Below are 18,705 nucleotides of genomic sequence, written 5' to 3'. Positions count from 1 at the left end.
TCACACACTCCGGTTGAGGAAATGCGCGTATTGTCGACCGCTTCGATTACGCGAAACTTAATCCCGTGCCGGCGTACCCGTGGCGAGCTGTCGCGGTGAGCGCTGCTAGCGCCTGGCGAGCAGCACCCCGGCCTCCATGTGGTGGGTCCAGGGGAACTGGTCGAACAGCGCGCAGCGCTCGATGCGGTGGGTGTCGTGCAACTGAGCGATGTTCTGCGCCAGCGTCTCGGGGTTGCAGGAGATGTAGAGGATGCGCTCGAAGCGACGGGTCAGCTCGCAGGTGTCCGGGTCCATGCCGGCGCGGGGCGGGTCGACGAAGACACTGCCGAAGGCGTAGCTTTTCAGGTCGATGCCGGCCAGGCGGCGGAACGGGCGCACCTCGTTCAGTGCCTGGGTCAGCTCTTCGGCGGAGAGGCGCACCAGACTGACGTTGTCGATACCGTTGTCGGCCAGGTTGTGCAGGGCGGCATTCACCGAGGACTTGCTGATCTCGGTGGCCAGCACCTTGCGCACGCGGGTGGCCAGCGGCAGGGTGAAATTACCGTTGCCGCAATACAGTTCCAGCAGATCATCGTCACGCTCGCCCAGCGCCGCGAAAGCCCAGTCGAGCATCTTCTGGCAGACCTCGCCGTTGGGCTGGGTGAAGGCGCCTTCCGGCTGGCGATAGCGGAAGGTGCGACCGGCCACCCGCAGTTCCTCTTCGACGTAGTCGCGACCGATGACGATGCGCTTGCCACGCGAGCGCCCGACGAGGCTGACGCCCAGGTTCGCCGCCAACCGCTCGGCCTCGGCCTGCCAGGCATCGTCCAGCGGGCGGTGATAGGCGAGGGTAATCAAGGCATCGCCGGCCAGGGTGGTGAGGAATTCCACCTGGAACAGCTTGAAGGAAAGCGTTTCGCTGGCCTGCCAGGCGGCCTTGAGCTGCGGCATCAGTTCGTTGATGCGACGGCTGGCGATGGGGAAGTCGTCGATCAGGATCGGCGTGCGATTGTCGCCCGGCTCGAACATCGCGTAGTGGCGCTGGCCGTCCTCGCGCCACAGGCGAAACTCGGTACGCAGGCGGTAGTGCTCGCGCGGCGAATCGAAGACCTCCGGCGCCGGTGCGTCGAAGGGCGCCAGCAGCTCGCGCAGCCGCTCGGCCTTGGCGGTGAGTTGAGTGTCGTAGATGGCGGGGTCGAATGGCGGACGGCTCATGAAAACTCTTCGAGGTGGCAAAAATATTCGTAGGGTGGATGATCTTTCCCATCCACCTTCTGCAGGACCAGATGGATGAAGGGGCATCTGCAGGCAACGTCAGCCAGCGAACCAGCCCAGCTTGATCACGAACAGGATCGACAGAATCCACATGGCCGGGCTCAGTTCGCGCCAGCGACCGGCCAGCAGCTTGACCGCTGTCCAGGCGATGAAGCCGAAGGCGATACCGTTGGCGATGGAGAAGGTCAGCGGCATGGCCAGCGCGGCGACCACCACCGGCGCGGCGACGGTCATGTCGTCCCAGTCGATGCCGGCCAGGCTGCTCATCATCAGCACGGCGACGAACAGCAGCGCCGGTGCGGTGGCATAGGCCGGCACGGCGCCGGCCAGCGGTGCGAAGAACAGGCTGAGCAGGAACAGCGCGGCGACCACGCAGGCGGTCAGGCCGGTGCGCCCGCCGGTACTGATGCCCGCGGCGGATTCGATGTAGCTGGTGGTGGTCGAGGTGCCCAGCGCGGCACCGGCCATGGTGGCGGTGCTGTCGGCCAGCAGGGCGCGACCCAGGCGCGGCATTCTGCCGTCCTTGTCCAGCAGGTTGGCCTTCTGTGCGACGCCGATCAGGGTGCCGGAGGTGTCGAACAGATCGACGAAGAGAAAGGCGAAGATCACGCTGATCAGGCCGATATCCAGCGCGCCGGCGATATCCAGCTGCATGAAGGTCGGTGCCAGGGACGGCGGCATCGAGACCACGGCATCCAGCTTCGACAGCCCGAACAGGATCGACAGCCCGGTGACCAGCAATATGCCGATCATCACCGCGCCGGTGACGCGGCGATAGGCCAGCGCGGCGATGACGAAGAAGCCCAGGCAGGCCAGCAGCGGGCCGCCGGCGCTGAGGTCGCCCAGGCCCACCAGGGTGGCGGGGTTGTCGACGACGATGCCGGCATTCTTCAGCGCGATGATCGCCAGGAACAGGCCGATTCCCGCGGCGATGCCGGCACGCAGGGCCAGGGGAATGCTGTTGATGATCCACTCGCGGATCTTGAAGATCGACAGCAGGAAGAAGATCGCACCCGAAAGGAACACCGCACCCAGCGCGGTCTGCCAGGTGTAGCCCATGGTCAGCACCACGGTGTAGGTGAAGAAAGCGTTCAGACCCATGCCTGGTGCGAGTGCGATGGGGTAATTGGCGACCAGCCCCATGATCACCGAGCCGATGGCGCCGGCCAGGCAGGTGGCGACGAATACCGCGCCGTGATCCATGCCGGTTTCGGCGAGGATGCTCGGATTGACGAAGAGGATGTAGGCCATCGTCAGGAAGGTCGTGATACCGGCCAGGATCTCGGTGCGCACGTTGGTGTTGTGCGCCTTGAGTTGGAACAGCTTTTCCAGCATGTGAATCCCCTTGTGTGCCGGTCGTGGCCTGGCGTCTGGTGCGCTTCGGCAATTGGCGTAACGTGGTTGCCTGCTACACAGCAAAGCCCATCGCCGGGCCGGTGGCAAAAAAGCCCCGCATCTTACACCGGCGGCACGTTCGGTTGAATTTCCGGATCACCGCAGGCCGCTGAACGTTTTCGCCCGCGCTTCAGTCGTAATTAGGGTCTGTTGCCGTTTCAGCGCAATCCGCGTTGCTGCGCCAAATATCACCAGGCAAGGCGCGGGACGTAGGTAATGGTGGTTCCCTTGCCAAGTTCCGCAACGCCGCATGGTGATATTTGCCGCGCAACCCGAAGGGCCGGGCCTATTTTTGCGCGATGCGGCGTTTCTCGTCGCTTATTTGGAACAACCAAACTGCGCTCCTCGTGCCTTGCCTCGCGCAAAAACAGGCACCGGCGCGGACGCGCTGAAACGGCAACAGACCCTAGATCCATACGCCTAAACCGTGAGGCTGCCATGAGCGAAGCGACCTGCACCCTTTCCCTCCATTTGAACGGCCAGCAGCATCAGTTGGAGGTCCATCCCTGGACGACTCTGCTAGACCTGCTGCGCGAACGGCTCGACCTGACCGGCACCAAGAAGGGCTGCGATCACGGCCAGTGCGGCGCCTGCACGGTGCTGCTCGATGGCAAGCGCATCAACAGCTGCCTGACCCTGGCGGTGATGCACGACGGCGCGCGGCTGACCACCATCGAAGGCCTGGCAGACGGCGACGAGCTGCACCCGATGCAGGCCGCCTTCGTTCGCCACGATGCCTTCCAGTGCGGCTATTGCACGCCGGGGCAGATCTGTTCGGCGGTGGGCCTGGCCGGCGAGAACCGCGCCCATGATCGGGACGAGATTCGCGAGCTGATGAGCGGCAACCTCTGCCGCTGCGGCGCCTACCCGAACATCCTAGCGGCGGTGGAAGAAGCCCTGCCGGCCAGCCGCCAGCAGTTGCAGGAGAAAGCGCCATGACGCCCTTCAGCTATGCCCGACCGGAGCGGGTCGAGGAGGCGCTGGCGCTGGCCGGGCCAGGCAGCCGCTACATCGCCGGTGGCACCAACCTGCTCGACCTGATGAAGGAAAACGTCCTGCAGCCGCGCCAGCTGATCGACATCAACCGCCTGCCGCTGCGTGCGATCGAGGAAACGGCGGAAGGCGGGCTGATGATCGGTGCGCTGGTGAGCAATGCCGATCTGGCCTGGAACCGGCAGATCGAGCAGCGCTATCCCTTGCTGGCCAAGGCGATTCTGGCCGGCGCCTCGCCGCAGCTGCGCAATATGGCCAGCACCGGCGGCAACCTGCTGCAGCGCACGCGCTGCTACTACTTCTACGACACCGGCACGCCGTGCAACAAACGCGAGCCGGGCTCCGGTTGCCCGGCGCGGGACGGGCTCAACCGCATCCACGCGATTCTCGGCGCCAGCGAGGCCTGCGTCGCGGTGCACCCGTCGGATATGTGCGTGGCGCTGGCCGCCCTGGAGGCGCAGGTGCACGTGCAGGGGCCGCACGGCAAACGGCGCATCGCCATGGCCGACTTCCACCGGCTGCCGGGTGAGCGGCCCGAAGTCGACAACAACCTGGGCGAAGGCGAATTGATTACCGCTGTGGAGCTGCCGCCGACGGGCTTCGCGCCGCATTGCGCCTATCTCAAGCTGCGTGACCGTGCCTCCTATGCCTTCGCTCTGGTCTCGGTGGCCGCCGCGCTGGAACTGGATGGCACCACCATCAAGGCTGCGCGGCTGGCGCTCGGTGGCGTCGCCCACAAGCCCTGGCGCGTCGAGGCCGCCGAACAGGTGCTGTGCGGCAAGCCGGCTGACGACTCCAGCTTCGCCGTCGCCGCCGACCTGCTGCTGGACGGCGCTCAGCCGCTCGAACACAACGCCTTCAAGCCCGAACTCGCTCGCCGCGCCATCATTCGTGCGCTTGGCGAGGCCGCCCGAGGAACCGTCCGATGAATACCTTCAGCTCGCCGGTCGGCCAGCCGCTGGATCGCGTCGATGGCCCGCTCAAGGTCACCGGCCAGGCCCGTTATGCTGCCGAATTCGGCACGCCGCACCTGCTGCATGGCAGCGTGGTGTCGAGCACCCTCGCCCGCGGTCGTGTGCGCAGCATCGATAGCCGTGAAGCCGAGGCGCTGCCCGGTGTGGTGCTGGTGCTGACTCACGAGAACCGCCCGCCCATCGCCAGTTACGACGAGCCCTACGAAGACGACGATGCCGCCGAAGGCTCGCCGTTCCGCCCGCTGTACAACGACCGCGTGCTCTACAGCGGCCAGCCGCTGGCGCTGGTGGTGGCCGAAAGCCTGGAGCTGGCGCGCCACGCCGGTTCGCTGGTGCGCATCGCGTACGACAGCGAGCCGCACCAGACCGACCTGCTTGTCGCGCGCGACCAGGCCCATGAAGCGCCCGCTGAAACCCCGGAGCCGCGCGGCGATTTCGCCGGTGCCTTCGCCGCTGCGCCGCACAAGATCGAGCAGGAATACGTCACCCCGGTGGAGCACCACAACCCCATGGAGATGCACGCCAGCACGGTGCACTACCAGCCGGGCGGCGACCTGCTGATTCACGAGAAGACCCAGGGTGTGCAGAACTGCCAGCGTTATGTCGAGGACGTGTTCGGCCTCAAGGGGCGGATCCGCGTGCTGTCGCCTTTCGTCGGCGGCGCCTTCGGCTCCGGCCTGCGGCCGCAGTACCAGCTGCCGCTGGCGGTGATGGCCGCACTCAAACTCAAGCGCTCGGTGCGCGTGGTGCTGACCCGCCAGCAGATGTTCACCTTCGGCTACCGCCCGCGCAGCATTCAGCATTTGTCTCTGGCGGCCAACGAGACCGGGCAATTGCAGGCGGTGGGGCACCGCGCCATCGGTCAGACCTCGCGCTTCGAGGACTTCACCGAGCACGAAGTGGAGTGGTCGGGAATGCTCTACCGCTGCGACAACGTCTCGCTGGACTACCGCCTCGCGCCGCTCGACGTGTTCACCCCGATCGACATGCGCGCGCCCGGTGCGACCCTTGGCGTCTACGCGCTGGAATGTGCGATGGACGAGCTGGCCCATGCGAGCGGCATCGATCCGCTGCAGCTGCGCCTGGTCAACTTCGCCGAGCGCAACGGCAACCAGGACAAGCCCTATTCCAGCAAGGAGTTGCGCGCCTGCTACGCGCAGGGCGCCGAACGCTTCGGCTGGGCGCGCCGCTCGATGGAACCGCGCAGCATGCGCGAGGGCCATGAGCTGATCGGCTGGGGCATGGCCACCGGCGTCTGGGAAGCCATGCAGATGCCGGCCAGCGCCAAGGCCTGCCTCGAACCGGACGGCCGGCTGGTGGTCAGCAGCGCTACCGCGGACATCGGCACCGGCACCTACACGGTGATGACCCAGATCGCGGCGGCTGCCATGGGCGTGCCGCTGGACAAGGTGGAGTTCCGTCTCGGCGATTCGAGCCTGCCCCAGGCCCCGCTGGAAGGCGGTTCGGCCACGGTGTCCTCGGTGGGCAGCGCCGTGCAGCAGGCCTGCGCGCTGCTACAGGCGAAAGTGTTGGATGCAGTGCAGCAGTTCCCCGGTTCGCCCTTCGCCGGTGGGGGCCTGGACGACGTGACCTTCGCCGAGGGCCGGCTGCTGCTCAAGCGCGATCCGAGCGTTCACGTCGACCTCGGCGAGGTGGTGCGCAGCAACGGCACCCTCGAAGCCGAAGCGCGGGTCGAGCCCGGCGAGAAGCGCAAGGCATGGGCCACGGCCACGCATTCGGCGGTGTTCGTCGAAGTGCGCGTCGACGAGGCGCTGGGCACGATCAGGGTCGCGCGGGTGGTCAGCGCCATCGCGGCGGGGCGCGTCGTCAATCCCAAGACCGCCGGCAACCAGATCGTCGGCGGCGTGGTCTGGGGGATCGGCATGGCGCTGCAGGAGGAGACGCTGATCGACCATCGGCTGGGGCGCTACATGAACCACAACCTCGCTGAGTATCACGTTCCGGTGCAGACCGATATTCCCGATATCGAGGTGATCTTCGTCGAGGAAGAGGACAGCGTGGTCAACGGCCTCGGGTCCAAGGGCGTGGGCGAAATCGGCATCATCGGCGTCGCCGCGGCGGTGGCCAATGCTATTTATCATGCGACCGGCAGGCGGGTGAGGGATTTGCCGATCACGCTGGACAAACTGTTGTGAGGGCGGTCGGTAGGGCGTATTGATCAGATTGGTGCCGGTTCTGCAAATAGAGGGCGCGGGTGTTTGCCCTTCAAGCCCCGCCCCGTAAAACCAGCCGTCTGAGCAGAAGCTTCCGCACCGGCACTATCGCCCGCTCCTGCGCCACCACGCACAGTACGATGGTCAGCCCCAGATACAACGGATAGAACCCCAGCGCCAGCGACTGCTCGCCCGCTTGCTGCGCGCACTGCGTCCAGTCTTCCAGGCAGCTTGCGGAGAGTACTCCCAGAAGCTTTTCCGAACGCGAGAACAGAATGAAGATCGGCACGTGCAGCACGAACAGCGGCAGTGCCGCCGCGCCCAGCCGTTGCGACCAGCGCACGAGTACGCGGTCGTACGGCGTGGCGATCAGGGCGCAGAGCCAGATCAGGGCGAGCTGCGCAGGCAGCAGCAGACCGTTGTGCAGCAGGAAATACCAGAAGCGTTCGCCCTTCAGCAGCCAGACCGTTGCCAGAAAGCAGGCCAGCACGAATGCCCCCAGCGCCAGGCGGGTGGTGACGCCGAGCTGTCCTCCAGCCGCGCGCCATTCGCGGAACAGCCCGTAGAGCAGAATACCGGCGAGGAATTCCGGCAGCCGCAGCAACGGCATGCGGTGCAGCAGGCCGGTATGGGGGATGCCGTAGGCCTGCTGGTGGATGACCCAGAGTGGCGGGACCAGATAGAGCAATCCGGTCGCCACCAGCCACCAGCCCTTGTGCCGCAGCCGCATCAGGCGTGGCGCCAGCAGAGGAAAGGTCAGATAGAAGAAGAACAGGGTGGAAATGGACCACAGCGGCGGGTTGAAGGTCAGATAGAGCGGATTCCAGGCCTGCAGCATGAACAGCTGCAGGACGAAGTTGAACGCCAGCTCGCGGTCGTTCATGAAGTGTTCGAGGGCGTCCCGCGACGCGCCGGCGAGGTCCTCGTTGGTGTCGTACACCACGAAGCGCAGGCTGGCCTTGGCATCGTCCGGCGGGATACCGAGATTGGCGATGATGGCCAGCACGAGGGCAGTCAACAGCAATGAGAAAAGGTGCAGCGGGTAGAGATTGGCCAGGCGCTTGCCGAGGAAGCTGCGGGCCGGTTCGCGCATCTCGCCCTGGCGGCAATAGACATGTGCCAGCAGGAAGCCGGAGAGCACGAAGAAGCTGCTGGTGGCGAAGAAGCCCACACCGGTCAGGTCCGCCAGCCAGGAGGGTTCGTCATCCACGTAGGCGTGCGCGGTGTGGAACAGCACCACATAGATGGCGAGCAGAAAGCGCAGCCACTCCAGCCCGATGAAATGTTCCTTGCTTGGCACTACTGCTCTCCCTCGTCGGTCGGTGCGGCATTGCTGCATACGACTCGCACCGGCGGCCAGCGTTGTGCGTGTGCCGGTCGGTCGGTTCTTCCGCACCGTTGCCCGTGTCGATGGTCCGATGTCGAGTGTTCGACAACAGATGAGCCCGGAATCCCATGTTTTTTCGACGTCCGCTTCGTTTACCGGCGATCCCTGCCAGGACTGTCCTGGCGGCGCTGCTGTTCGGCACGGTTTCCTCCAGCGCGGTTGCGCAGGAAGGTTTCGAATGGAGCGAACCCTTTCTCGCGCGCATCGCCCAGGTGGACGAGCAGACGCCCGGTCGGCTCGGGGTCTACGTCAAGGACATGGAGACGGGCATCTCCATCTCCTATCATGGCGAGGAACCCTGGTATCTGGCGTCCACCGTCAAGGTGCCGGTCGCCATTACCGTGATGCGGCAGATCGAAGAAGGCGCACTGAGCCTGGAAACGACGGTGCCGCTGCTGGTAACCGATTATGTCGACGGCGCCGGCGCGACCAACGGCTTCGCAGCGGGCACGGCGCTCAGCGTCCACTTCCTGATGGAGCAGATGCTGATCCACAGCGACAACACCGCCAGCGACATGCTGATTCGCCTGGTCGGTCTGGAACGGGTCAATGCGGTCACCCGCGAGCTGGTGCCCGAGGGGTTCGGCCCGATCACCAGCCTGGCCGACGTCCGTCGGCGGGTCTACAGCGAACTGCACCCGGCTGCCCAGGGGTTGTCCGGGAACGATTTCCTGGCCCTCAAGCGGCAGCCGAGCGAGGCGGGACGGCTGACGCTGCTGGCTCGGCTGCTCGGCGTGGAGCGGCGTGCGCTGGTTCCCATCAGCCTGGGCGAAGCCTACGAGCGCTACTACGCGACGCCGTACAACTCGGCCACCCTGAAAGCCTATGGCGACCTGTTGTCAGCCCTGGATGCGGGAACGGCACTGAATCCGGTGAGTACCCAGTACCTGCTGGGCGTCATGCGCCGTGCACAGACCGGCGCCCTGCGAATCAAGGCGGGATTGCCGCCGAAGGTCGGTTTTGCGCACAAGACCGGCACCCAGCGGGCACGCATCTGCGACGCCGGATTGATCGACCAGCCCTCGACAGATCCCGCCGATACCTCTACACGCCTGGTGGTCATCGCCTGCGTCCGGGAAGTCGCCTCCACCCCCAAGGCGGAGCGGGCTCTGCGCGGGACCGGCGAGGCTGTGGTAGCGACCGGGTTGATACGCCGATGAACAGGCTGATCGCGCTGCCGGTGCTGCTGGTCCTGAGCTGCGGCCTGTCGGCCTGCACCGACGAGGCTTCGGCGACCTGGAAGAGCGGCCTCGAGGAGGAACTGCGGCGTATCGACGACGAGGCGCCTGGCGATCTCGGCGTGTATATCAAGCACCTGGGCGACGACGCTCGGCTGCTCTACAACGCCGAGCGCTTCTGGTACCTCAGCTCAGCGGTAAAGGTGCCTATCGCGGTCGCGCTGCTGCAGAGCATCGACGACGGCGAGCACAGCCTGGACGAGCGACTGTCGCTGCAGGCTGGAGACAAGGTGGACGGCTCCGGCGACCTGGTGTGGCAGGACGATGGCGTCGATTATTCGCTGAGTGACCTGCTCACGGAAATGCTGATCGAAAGCGACAACACGGCGGCCAACATGCTGATCCGCCTGCTCGGCGAGGACGAGCTCAACCAGCGTACGCGCAGGAACATGGGGGGCGACGGCTTCGAACGCATCACCACCTTCACCCAGGTACGCCGCGACGTTTATGGAGAAGTGCATCCGGATGCCAGCGAACTGGAGAACATCCAGTTGGTGGAACTCGCTGGCGCGCGCTTCAGCGAGCCGCGCTACGAAGCGCTGGTCAAGGTGCTGCAGCTGGAGCGCAGCGAACTGAAGGCGGCCAGCATGGAGGAGGCCTATGCGCGCTACTACGCGCGCAAGCTGAATTCCAGCACCCTGGTGGCCTATGGCGCGCTGCTGGAGAAACTCGTGCGCGGCGAGCTGCTCTCGGAGGCCAGCCGCGAGGTGCTCTATGCCGACATGAAGATCGATACCTACGACAACTACCGCCTCGAAGCCGGACTGCCCGAAGACGTGCCCTTCATTCACAAGACCGGGACCCAGCTGGAGCGCGCCTGCCATGCCGGCGTCATCGAGCCGCGGGACGAGACGCGCGCGATCGTCGTGGTGGCCTGCGCCGAAGGGCTCGATGAGAGCAAGGAGGCCGGGCGCCTGTTCGAGCAGGTCGGGCAGGCCATCACCCAGGCGTTGCTGCGCACCGACTCGGAGGGTAATTGAGGGGCTCCACTGTAGAGCGAGCCATGCTAGCGAACCCGGCCAACGCAAGAGCCTCGCGGGCATGGCCCGCTCCTGCATAAGCAAGCGCCAATATCTTCAGGATGTCCGGGTGGCCTTGAGGATCACGAACTTCGGCGTGGCGCCGACCTGCTCGGCATTGCCGAACAGCCGCTTGAGCTTGAGGTGGTAGCCCAGGTGGCGGTTGCCGACGATCCATAGCTCGCCGCCCTTGGCCAAGGCCGCTTTGGCCTGGGTGAACATGCGCCAGGCGAGGAAATCGCCGATCACCTGCTGCTGGTGGAAGGGCGGGTTGCACAGCACCAGATCCAGCGAGGCCGGCGGCTGTTCGGCCAGGCCATCGCCGGCGCGGATATCGGCTGGGCGATCGCCATGGATCATCTGCCAGTTTTCCCGTGCCGACTGCACCGCCATGTAGCTTTCGTCCACCAGTGTCAGCTGCGCCTGTGGGTTGTGCAGGGCGTAAACGATGCCCAGCACGCCGTTGCCGCAGCCCAGATCCGCGGCGCGCAGATCGCCCAGCGCCTGGGGCAGGTGCGGCAGGAAGGCGCGGGTGCCGATGTCCAGGCCCTCGCGGCAGAACAGGTTGGCGTGGTTGAGAAGCTCCAGATGCGGCTCGTCCAGGTGGTAGCGCGTCGGGTAGGGCGAAACCGGTGCGGGCTTGTCCACGGGCGTGGCGAACAGCAGGCGCGCCTTCTTCATCGCCAGGGAGGCCTGCACCGGGCCGATGTACTTCTCCAGCAGATCGCCGGCGGCACGCGGCAGGTGCTTGATCATCGCCGCGGCAACGACCTGGGTGCCAGGCGCCAGCTGGCCCCGCAGGTGAATCAGCTGCTCCTCCAGCAGGGCCAGGGTCTTGGGCACGCGGATCAGGACGAAATCGAACGGGCCGCTGGCGACCTGGCTGGCGGGCACGAAGGCGACGCTGTCGTCCGGCAGGCCGTTGCGCGCCAGGTTCTTCTGCAAGGCCAGGTATGCCAGGTGGGAGTCGCCGCTGCTGGTCACCCGCACATGGGGCGCCAGCGAGGCGGCCAGCGCGCCGAAGCCGTCATTGAGCACCAGCATCCGCGCGTCCGATGCCAGGCGCTGCTGGTGCAGGTGCGCGAGCAGGTATTCGTCGGCGGCATCGAAGGCCTGCAGCGGCTCGCTGACCTGCTCCGGCTGACGGATCAGGTCGAGACAGGCGAAGGGCGTTTCAAGAATAGGCATAGGAACTGGCGGTGTTTGTCGGTGGCGGATTGGAGTATCAATGGGTACAGACGTCGGGAGGTTGCGATTGGCCGGCCCGGCTGTGTTTGCAGAGGGAGTGAAGTATGACCGTCAGCGAAGAGAAGTTCACCCGTCAGCGTCTGCTCGAGGTGCAGACGCTGACGCCCAGCCTGTTCACCTTGCGTACCATGCGCGACCCGGGCTTTCGCTTCACTGCCGGGCAGTTCGCGCGGCTGGGGGTGCGCAAGCCCAGTGGCTCCATCGTCTGGCGCGCCTACTCGATGGTCTCGGCACCGCACGATGAGTTTCTCGATTTCTTCTCCATCGTGGTGCCTGATGGCGAGTTTACCAGCGAGCTGAGTCGTCTCGAACCCGGCGGCGAGCTGTTGATCGACAAGCAGGCGTTCGGTTTTCTGACCCTCGACCGTTTTCCCGACGGGCGCGATCTCTGGCTGCTGGCTACCGGCACGGGGCTGGCGCCGTTCCTGTCGATCCTGCAGGATTTCGAAGTGTGGCAGCGCTTCGAGCGCATCGTGCTGGTCTACAGCGCGCGCACGGAGTCGGAGCTGGCCTATCAGCAGCTGATCCGCGAATTGCCGGAGCGTGAATACCTGGAAGGGCTGGGCAGCAAGCTGACCTATCTGCCGGTCGTCACCCGCGAGCAGGTGTCTGGCACCCTGAATGGACGCATCACCAAGCTGATCGAAACCGGCGAACTGGAGCGCGCCGCCGATCTGAAGCTGGAGCCCGAACATTCGCGCATCATGCTCTGTGGTAACCCGCAGATGATCGAAGACACCCGTCAGGTGCTCAAGAGCCGCGATCTCAACCTCGCACTGACCCGCAGGCCGGGACAGGTGGCGGTGGAAAATTATTGGTAGCGGGACGTTGTATTACGCCTTCGGAAACCCGGATTACGCCTTCGGCTAATCCAGGCTACGTGTAGGTCGGGTCACGCTTCAACGGCCCGACAGATGGAGGTAAGGTCTGGCATACACTGGCCAGCCTCCAGAAACGAAAAGCCCCCACCGGGCGATCCGGCAGGGGCTTTTTGCTTCCAGCTTCAGGCTTCCAGCTGCCTTAAACCACACCCTGCGCCAGCATGGCGTCAGCGACCTTGACGAAGCCGGCGATGTTGGCGCCTTTCACGTAGTTGATCCGTCCGTCTTCTTCGCCGTAGGCGACGCAGGCGTGATGGATCGATTGCATGATGCTGTGCAGCTTGGTGTCCACCTCGCCAGCGGTCCAGTGCAGGCGCATGGCGTTCTGGCTCATCTCCAGACCGCTACAGGCCACGCCGCCGGCATTGGATGCCTTGCCCGGTGCGTAGAGGATGCCGGCTTCGAGGAACAGGTCCACGGCTTCCAGCGTCGATGGCATGTTGGCGCCTTCGGCTACACAGGTGCAGCCGTTCCTGAGCAGGGTGCGGGCATCCTCGCCGTCCAGTTCGTTCTGGGTGGCGCAGGGCAGGGCGATGTCGCAGGGCAGGCTCCAGGGGCGCTGATCAGGCATGTAGGTGATGCCGTAATGGGCGCCCATTTCCTCCAGGCGACCGCGACGGACGTTCTTCAGGTCCATCAGGTATTCCCACTGCTCTTCACTCAGGCCGTCAGGGAAGTGCAGGGTGCCGCCCGAGTCGGACAGCGAAATGACCCGGCCGCCCAGTTCCATGACCTTTTGCGCGGCATATTGCGCCACGTTGCCGGAGCCGGAGATGGAGACGCGCTTGCCTTCGAAGCTGTTGCGAGTGTTCTTGAGCATTTCCTCTGCGAAGTACACGCAGCCGTAGCCGGTGGCTTCCGGGCGGATCAGGCTGCCCCCGTAGGCCAGGCCCTTGCCGGTGAGTACCGAGGTGAACTGGTTGGACAGGCGCTTGTACTGGCCGAAGAGGAAGCCGATCTCGCGGCCACCAACACCGATGTCGCCCGCCGGGACGTCGAGGTCGGCACCGATGTGGCGGTACAGTTCGGTCATGAACGACTGGCAGAAGCGCATGACTTCGTTGTCGCTCTTGCCCTTGGGGTTGAAATCCGAACCGCCCTTGCCGCCGCCCATGGGCAGCGAGGTCAGGGAATTCTTGAAAACCTGCTCGAAGGCTAGGAACTTGAGCACGCCGATATTGACTGAAGGATGAAAGCGCAGGCCACCCTTGTAGGGGCCGATGGCGCTGTTCATCTGGATGCGGAAGCCGCGATTGACCTGGACCCGACCTTGGTCGTCGACCCATGGCACGCGGAACATGATCGCCCGCTCCGGCTCGACCATGCGTTCGATGATGCCGGCCTGCATGTAGTGCGGGTTGGCTTCGAGGAATGGCCAGAGGCTGCGAACGACTTCTTCCACGGCCTGATGGAACTCGGGTTGATGGGGGTCACGTTGCCTCAACCGGGCGAGAAAGGCATCAACTGTTTCGATCATCTGAAAGGCCCTCGGATACAGCCCATTAGGCAGTCATTAAATTTTTTTGGCCGGCGACTTTAGCAAACAAGTTTTGCTCGGCGAAAGTGCGAGCTGAGCGGAAGGTGTCACTTTCCACTGCCCGCTGAGCGCAAACAGGTTGTTTTGACGTCGCTGAAAAGGGGCAGGCGTCAACGGTTTTCTGCCTTTTGGCGGCATGGAGCAGTACGAATGATTGTTGTCATCATGGGTGTTTCCGGAAGCGGCAAGACCACCATCGGCGAACGGCTTGCAGCCCGCCTGGGATGCGGCTTCTCGGACGCCGACCAGTATCACGGGGCGGCCAACAAGGCGAAAATGGCCAGGGGAATCGCACTGACCGACGAAGACCGTGAGCCCTGGCTACAGGCGATGCACGCGGCCATCGTCGAGCGGGCTCGCCAGGGTAATGATCACGTATTTGCCTGCTCGGCTCTCAAGCGTCGGTATCGCGACGTGCTGCGCGGAAATGTCGCAGAGGTGATGCTGGTATTCCTGCGCGGGCCGGCTGAAATCCTGGCTGAGCGGGTCGGTAGCCGCCGAGGGCATTTTTTCGACCCCGCGCTGCTGACCGACCAGTTGGCCGTACTTGAGCCACCCGAGGCGGACGAAGCACTGTCAGTGGATATCCGCATGACGCCGGATGAGATTGTCGAGCGCATCGTCCAGGCGCTGGCGGCGCGAAAGGCGGTACTCAGTAAAGACGGCACGGAGCGACATGATCCGTAGGGCGAATTCATTCGGTCAGTGCCTCGCCTGCCCAACGGTCGAGCAGGTTCGGCCCTACGACGTCCGGGTTACTCGGCCCGCTCGCAACGATCACGGCCAGCCCGCTTGGCGCGCATCAGGGCTGCGTCGGCTCGGTTGATGGTGCTGGAATAGGTTTCTTCGCCTTGCAGCTGTGCAACGCCCATGCTCGCGGTGACGCTCAGTTGATCGTCGTTCACCCGCACTACCAGCGAGGCGATGCTGGCGCCCAGGCGCTGCATGACCCGCTCAGCTGTATCAAGGGTGCTTTCCGGCATCAGGATGAGAAACTCCTCGCCACCCCAGCGACCGCACAGGTCCTGCTCGCGGATTTCCGCCTCCATCACGCGCACCACCTCCACCAGCACACTGTCGCCGACTTCGTGGCCATGGCCATCGTTGATCACCTTGAAACGGTCGATATCCAGCATGGCGATGGACAGGGGACGATCATAGCGTCTGGCGCGCTCGACCTCATCGCGCAGGCGTTCGGTCAGCAGCCGGCGATTGGCGATGCCGGTCAGCGCGTCATGGGTGGACGCCTCGCGCAACGAGATATTCAGATCCTGCATCATGCGCTGATAGCGGTCGGAGATGCGCGCAATTTTCTCTACCTGGCGCAGTTGCTTCTCGAACCGTGCGGACAGCGAAAGTTCGCGTTCGCGGGCGAGACTCTGATAGCCGTCGGAAACCCGCGCGATGCGTTCGAGGCGCTCGATCAGCTCGTGGTGAACGCTCCATAACTGGCTCAGTGCTTCTTTCAGCGGGTGGCCTTCATGCTGCGCGTCGGCGAGGAGTTTGCTGACCTGTAGTTCGAGCGGAGTTGGCCCACGCATATAGACTTCCGCTAGTTGTGGCTGAGGATGGAAAAGGGAAAGGTGCAGTCTTCCTTGAATTCTTCAGCCAGCTCGACCACGCGTTCGTTCTGCTGGTCGTAGTGCCAGTTGACGGCGACGGCCTTGCCCTGCTGGTGCGCGGCCTCAAGCAGATCGAAGATATCCATCATCGCCTTGATGCTGCTGGTGTTGAGATACAGCAGGCGTAATTCGAGACTGAGCGGGCGTTCTGCTTCGGCGAGGAAGCGTTCGATCCACTCGAAAACCTGATGAAAGAGTTCATAGGAGTTTTCGGGGTAGGAATCGCCCTGCATCGAGACGCTGCCCGCGGCCCAGTCGGACTGGATGGCGGGAGTGGATTGACTGCCTGGAAGTGAAAAATCGTTCATGTATGACGTTACTCTACGAATTCAGATGACGGCGCTGAGGCTGACGAAACAGAGCCCGTCGCTAACGGGCTGCAGGGACGCACGCAAGGGTTCGCTGGATTTACGGGCGATATCGATCAGCCCCAGGCCTGCGCCGGAAATCACGTGTTCGTCGCGTGGCTTGCGCAGTTGCTCCTTGTACATCGCCTTGAGTTCGGCCTTGTCCAGCTTTGCCAGTTTGTCGATGGCCGTCAGCAGTGTTGCGCCGTCAGCAGATTCGATCAGGTTGCCCGCCGAGACCACGTAGCGGCCCTGTTCATTGCGCGAAACCACCACGGTGGCGCCGGCCTGTTGATCGGACCAGTTCTTTTCGCGGGTGTAGTGGCGAATGTTCTGGGTCATCTCGATGTAGGCGGCGAATACGTCCATCGCCGAAGAGGGATGCGCGTGTTCGGCTTCCATGTAATTGCGCAGTGCATTGCCGATTTCCTCGATCAGGCTGCGCGAGATCGGGCCGTTGAAACACAGCATGATCTGCTGCTGGTTGTAGCGATCGCGCATGGCAAACAGGTCAAGAGGTTCCATGGATCACTCCGTGTGGGATTCGCTCAGTCGAACCGGAAAAACAGCATTGTAATGTCGTCGCGCTGTGGATTGTCACCCTGATAAGCGGCCAGTGCGACGCTGAAGGCCTCGCGCTGTTCAGCCAGCGGTCGGTGGGTGTTCTGACGGATCAGGGCGGCGAAGCGGTTGTTGCCAAAACCATAGCCCCGGTCACCGCCGGCCTGGTCGAGAAAGCCGTCGGTGGTCATGTAAAAGGTGCGTCCGGGGAGCAGTTCGACATCGCTGTTGTGATACTCGCCAGGCCGTTTGTCGCCGATGGCGCGGCGAGCGGCGCGGACTTCCCGCACATCGCCGCCATCACAATAGTGAAGAGCGATCTTCGCGCCCGAATAGATCACTTTGCGCTGCTGCATATCGACAAACGCCAGGCCCAGGTCCACGTTGGTCGCCAGGCCGTGGGCCTGGCCGCCTTCGTGCAGCATGCCACGCACAATGGCGTCGGTACGGGCCAGCGCAGCCGCCGGATCGTCAAGGTCGACCGTGTCGAGTGCCTGGTCGATGGCCGCATGGGCCAGCATGGTCATCAGCGCGCCGGGTACGCCGTGGCCGGCGCAATCGACGACGCCGAACAGGCAGCCTCGCTCATCCGCGCGGTACAAATAGAAATCGCCGCCCACCACGTCGCGCGGTCGCCAGAGCACCGCAAGGTTGTCGCTCATGGCCTCTGCCAGTTGCCGGTTGGGCAGGATGGCGCTCTGGATCAGGCTGGCATAGTCGATGGAGTCGTCGATCTTCTTGTGCGCAACGACCATTTCACGGTTGGCCTGCTCCAGTTCGCGGGTGCGCTCACGGACCCGGTCTTCGAGCTCGGTGGTATGTCGGCGAACCTGCTGCGCCATGGCCTCGAAGGCGGCGCTGAGTTCGCCGATTTCGTCATCTCGATCAGTGGGCAGGGGTGCGCCGTAGTGTCCGGCGGCCAGTGCCTGAGCACTGATGCGCAGATGTCGCAAGGGTTTGAGCACGCGCTTTTCCACCAGCCAGGCCACAGCGGCGATCACGGCCAGCATCAGCAGCAGAAACAGGCCGATTGCCGGCAGCAGCGGACGGATTTCCACCACCTGGGCGGTGCCCAGATCTACCGAGCTGGCCATGAACCACTGGAGCTCGGGAATCCAGCTGAGGGCCAGCAGCCGCGGACTGCCGTCGAGGCTGATTTCGAGGGTCATGACCTTGCCGGGTGCCTCGCGGCTGCTGGCCATGGCCTGGCGCAGTGCTTTGGTGTCGCTCATGTCGTCCAGCAGGCCGAGCAGGTTGGTTGCCAGCGAGCGTCCGCGCGAGGTATCGGCGTTGAGCGTCACCAGGTTCTGGTTGGGGTGCACCAGGATCGAGCCGTGGGCGTCGAGTACCATGGATTCGATACCGGCCCGGTCCGAGGCGACCAGCTGGGCGATGAAGGCACTCAGGTCCACACCGGAGCCCACCAGGCCCAGGGTACGCTCGCCGTCGCGCACCGGGACGTTGAACCAGACCTTCAGCTCGCCGGTGACCGCCGAGCGATCGACGTTGATCTGGTAGGGCGTATCGGATTCGAGCGCCTGATAGAACCATTCATCACGTGAACTGGCGGGCTCCAATGTATAGCGGGGCGATTGGCTTGGAGCCTGGTTGGGGCCGTTGGCGTAATAGCCATTGCTTTGCGCGGATGCGGCGAAATAAAGCTGATCTCCGAAAGACTGCTGGAAGCCGGCGGCTTCGCGGAAGAACAGTTCGCGCCACTGCGGGTCTTGTTCGTCCTTCAGCCAGGCAAGGGTGAGCTGGGAGCCTGCCAACCGTTGCGCCAGCGCCAGTTCGCGAGAGACGGGGGCGAACATGCGTTCACGGTTGAGCTGGACCAGGTTGCGCGCATAGGCTTCGCCGAAACGGTTCTGGATACCGTCGAGAACCTGATGACCAATGACGCCGGCGACCGTGAGCGCGAGCAGGCAGGTCAACAGCAGAGTCAGCAGAGACTTGCCACGCAATCCGAGTGCGGCCATGCGGGTTTTCCCTTCGCGCCTGAATGAATCATGCGTCCGTTGCGGTCGGATGATCTGGATAGGTAAATTGCACGATTATCCAGATATTCCAGCGCT

16 protein-coding genes are annotated in these 18,705 nt (G+C 64.2%); 7 read left to right on the top strand and 9 right to left on the bottom strand.

All coding sequences use genetic code 11. The annotated features are described in order from the left end of the window. Positions 1–105: 105 nt before the first annotated feature. Positions 106–1,194 carry a tRNA (uridine(54)-C5)-methyltransferase TrmA gene (gene trmA, locus G7020_RS01015; protein WP_181082194.1) on the bottom strand — a complete coding sequence of 363 codons (1,089 nt, stop codon included), beginning with the start codon at positions 1,192–1,194 and terminating at the stop codon, positions 106–108. Positions 1,195–1,293: 99 nt separating this feature from the next. After that, positions 1,294–2,589 carry an NCS2 family permease gene (locus tag G7020_RS01010; protein WP_181082193.1) on the bottom strand — a complete coding sequence of 432 codons (1,296 nt, stop codon included), beginning with the start codon at positions 2,587–2,589 and terminating at the stop codon, positions 1,294–1,296. 498 nt (positions 2,590–3,087) lie between these two features. On the opposite strand from G7020_RS01010, the gene G7020_RS01005 reads away from it, so the two are divergent. From G7020_RS01005 to G7020_RS00995, 3 genes are read left to right on the top strand one after another with little or no spacing between them, the layout of a single operon-like run. After that, positions 3,088–3,588 (top strand): (2Fe-2S)-binding protein, encoded by a 501-nt coding sequence (locus tag G7020_RS01005; protein WP_181082192.1) that lies wholly within the window; start codon positions 3,088–3,090, stop codon positions 3,586–3,588. After that, on the top strand, positions 3,585–4,571 hold the full coding sequence (locus tag G7020_RS01000; protein WP_181082191.1) for an FAD binding domain-containing protein: 987 nt from the start codon (positions 3,585–3,587) through the stop codon (positions 4,569–4,571). Before G7020_RS01005 ends, G7020_RS01000 begins: the two co-directional genes overlap by 4 nt. Next, a complete protein-coding gene (locus tag G7020_RS00995) occupies positions 4,568–6,772 on the top strand; it encodes a xanthine dehydrogenase family protein molybdopterin-binding subunit (RefSeq protein WP_181082190.1) in 2,205 nt (734 codons plus the stop codon). The genes G7020_RS01000 and G7020_RS00995 overlap by 4 nt, the downstream gene beginning before the upstream one ends. Before the next feature lie 70 nt (positions 6,773–6,842). Here the strand turns inward: G7020_RS00995 and G7020_RS00990 are convergent, their stop codons facing one another. After that, complete coding sequence (locus G7020_RS00990) at positions 6,843–8,090, bottom strand: acyltransferase family protein (protein ID WP_181082189.1); 1,248 nt, start codon at positions 8,088–8,090, stop codon at positions 6,843–6,845. Between the two features lie 155 nt (positions 8,091–8,245). Between G7020_RS00990 and G7020_RS00985 the strand changes: the two genes are divergently transcribed. Both G7020_RS00985 and G7020_RS00980 read left to right on the top strand, forming a co-directional pair. Next, positions 8,246–9,337 (top strand): serine hydrolase, encoded by a 1,092-nt coding sequence (locus G7020_RS00985; protein WP_181082188.1) that lies wholly within the window; start codon positions 8,246–8,248, stop codon positions 9,335–9,337. Continuing rightward, positions 9,334–10,395 carry a serine hydrolase gene (locus G7020_RS00980; protein WP_181082187.1) on the top strand — a complete coding sequence of 354 codons (1,062 nt, stop codon included), beginning with the start codon at positions 9,334–9,336 and terminating at the stop codon, positions 10,393–10,395. The genes G7020_RS00985 and G7020_RS00980 overlap by 4 nt, the downstream gene beginning before the upstream one ends. A 96-nt stretch (positions 10,396–10,491) precedes the next feature. Here the strand turns inward: G7020_RS00980 and G7020_RS00975 are convergent, their stop codons facing one another. Next, the gene (locus G7020_RS00975) at positions 10,492–11,622 is read right to left on the bottom strand and encodes a methyltransferase (RefSeq protein WP_181082186.1); all 1,131 of its coding nucleotides are present in this window, start codon (positions 11,620–11,622) and stop codon (positions 10,492–10,494) included. A 104-nt stretch (positions 11,623–11,726) separates the two neighbouring features. On the opposite strand from G7020_RS00975, the gene G7020_RS00970 reads away from it, so the two are divergent. Then, positions 11,727–12,503 carry a ferredoxin--NADP reductase gene (locus G7020_RS00970; RefSeq protein ID WP_181082185.1) on the top strand — a complete coding sequence of 259 codons (777 nt, stop codon included), beginning with the start codon at positions 11,727–11,729 and terminating at the stop codon, positions 12,501–12,503. Positions 12,504–12,702: 199 nt separating this feature from the next. Here the strand turns inward: G7020_RS00970 and gdhA are convergent, their stop codons facing one another. Then, positions 12,703–14,040 (bottom strand): NADP-specific glutamate dehydrogenase, encoded by a 1,338-nt coding sequence (gdhA, locus tag G7020_RS00965; protein ID WP_181082184.1) that lies wholly within the window; start codon positions 14,038–14,040, stop codon positions 12,703–12,705. A gap of 210 nt (positions 14,041–14,250) precedes the next feature. Between gdhA and G7020_RS00960 the strand changes: the two genes are divergently transcribed. Continuing rightward, positions 14,251–14,787, top strand: coding sequence for a gluconokinase (locus G7020_RS00960; protein ID WP_181082183.1), 537 nt, complete (start codon positions 14,251–14,253; stop codon positions 14,785–14,787). A gap of 68 nt (positions 14,788–14,855) precedes the next feature. Here the strand turns inward: G7020_RS00960 and siaD are convergent, their stop codons facing one another. Genes siaD through siaA form a run of 4 tightly spaced genes read right to left on the bottom strand, consistent with a single transcriptional unit; the run spans position 14,856 to position 18,609 of the window. After that, complete coding sequence (gene siaD / locus G7020_RS00955; protein WP_181082182.1) at positions 14,856–15,641, bottom strand: biofilm regulation diguanylate cyclase SiaD; 786 nt, start codon at positions 15,639–15,641, stop codon at positions 14,856–14,858. An 11-nt stretch (positions 15,642–15,652) separates the two neighbouring features. After that, positions 15,653–16,030: a biofilm regulation phosphoprotein SiaC gene (siaC, locus tag G7020_RS00950; protein ID WP_181082181.1), complete on the bottom strand. Its 378-nt coding sequence runs from the start codon at positions 16,028–16,030 to the stop codon at positions 15,653–15,655. 21 nt (positions 16,031–16,051) lie between these two features. Beyond that, positions 16,052–16,594 carry a biofilm regulation protein kinase SiaB gene (siaB, locus tag G7020_RS00945; protein ID WP_181082180.1) on the bottom strand — a complete coding sequence of 181 codons (543 nt, stop codon included), beginning with the start codon at positions 16,592–16,594 and terminating at the stop codon, positions 16,052–16,054. 23 nt (positions 16,595–16,617) lie between these two features. After that, on the bottom strand, positions 16,618–18,609 hold the full coding sequence (siaA, locus tag G7020_RS00940; RefSeq protein WP_181082179.1) for a biofilm regulation protein phosphatase SiaA: 1,992 nt from the start codon (positions 18,607–18,609) through the stop codon (positions 16,618–16,620). Positions 18,610–18,705 lie beyond the last annotated feature (96 nt).

It is taken from the genome of Stutzerimonas stutzeri (genome assembly GCF_013522825.1).
GTDB lineage: Bacteria > Pseudomonadota > Gammaproteobacteria > Pseudomonadales > Pseudomonadaceae > Stutzerimonas > Stutzerimonas stutzeri_AK.
This window is presented reverse-complemented; position numbering and strand designations above follow the sequence as displayed.

What these genes read in the sequence shown, in the direction of transcription:
- G7020_RS00985 (WP_181082188.1), top strand. Translation starts at nt 8,246, where the DNA reads ATGTTTTTTCGACGTCCGCTTCGTTTACCGGCGATCCCTGCCAGGACT.
- G7020_RS01005 (WP_181082192.1), top strand. Translation starts at nt 3,088, where the DNA reads ATGAGCGAAGCGACCTGCACCCTTTCCCTCCATTTGAACGGCCAGCAG.
- siaA (WP_181082179.1), bottom strand. Translation starts at nt 18,609, where the DNA reads ATGGCCGCACTCGGATTGCGTGGCAAGTCTCTGCTGACTCTGCTGTTG.
- G7020_RS00970 (WP_181082185.1), top strand. Translation starts at nt 11,727, where the DNA reads ATGACCGTCAGCGAAGAGAAGTTCACCCGTCAGCGTCTGCTCGAGGTG.
- siaB (WP_181082180.1), bottom strand. Translation starts at nt 16,594, where the DNA reads ATGGAACCTCTTGACCTGTTTGCCATGCGCGATCGCTACAACCAGCAG.
- G7020_RS01000 (WP_181082191.1), top strand. Translation starts at nt 3,585, where the DNA reads ATGACGCCCTTCAGCTATGCCCGACCGGAGCGGGTCGAGGAGGCGCTG.
- G7020_RS00960 (WP_181082183.1), top strand. Translation starts at nt 14,251, where the DNA reads ATGATTGTTGTCATCATGGGTGTTTCCGGAAGCGGCAAGACCACCATC.
- trmA (WP_181082194.1), bottom strand. Translation starts at nt 1,194, where the DNA reads ATGAGCCGTCCGCCATTCGACCCCGCCATCTACGACACTCAACTCACC.
- G7020_RS00995 (WP_181082190.1), top strand. Translation starts at nt 4,568, where the DNA reads ATGAATACCTTCAGCTCGCCGGTCGGCCAGCCGCTGGATCGCGTCGAT.
- siaC (WP_181082181.1), bottom strand. Translation starts at nt 16,030, where the DNA reads ATGAACGATTTTTCACTTCCAGGCAGTCAATCCACTCCCGCCATCCAG.
- gdhA (WP_181082184.1), bottom strand. Translation starts at nt 14,040, where the DNA reads ATGATCGAAACAGTTGATGCCTTTCTCGCCCGGTTGAGGCAACGTGAC.
- G7020_RS01010 (WP_181082193.1), bottom strand. Translation starts at nt 2,589, where the DNA reads ATGCTGGAAAAGCTGTTCCAACTCAAGGCGCACAACACCAACGTGCGC.
- G7020_RS00980 (WP_181082187.1), top strand. Translation starts at nt 9,334, where the DNA reads ATGAACAGGCTGATCGCGCTGCCGGTGCTGCTGGTCCTGAGCTGCGGC.
- siaD (WP_181082182.1), bottom strand. Translation starts at nt 15,641, where the DNA reads ATGCGTGGGCCAACTCCGCTCGAACTACAGGTCAGCAAACTCCTCGCC.
- G7020_RS00975 (WP_181082186.1), bottom strand. Translation starts at nt 11,622, where the DNA reads ATGCCTATTCTTGAAACGCCCTTCGCCTGTCTCGACCTGATCCGTCAG.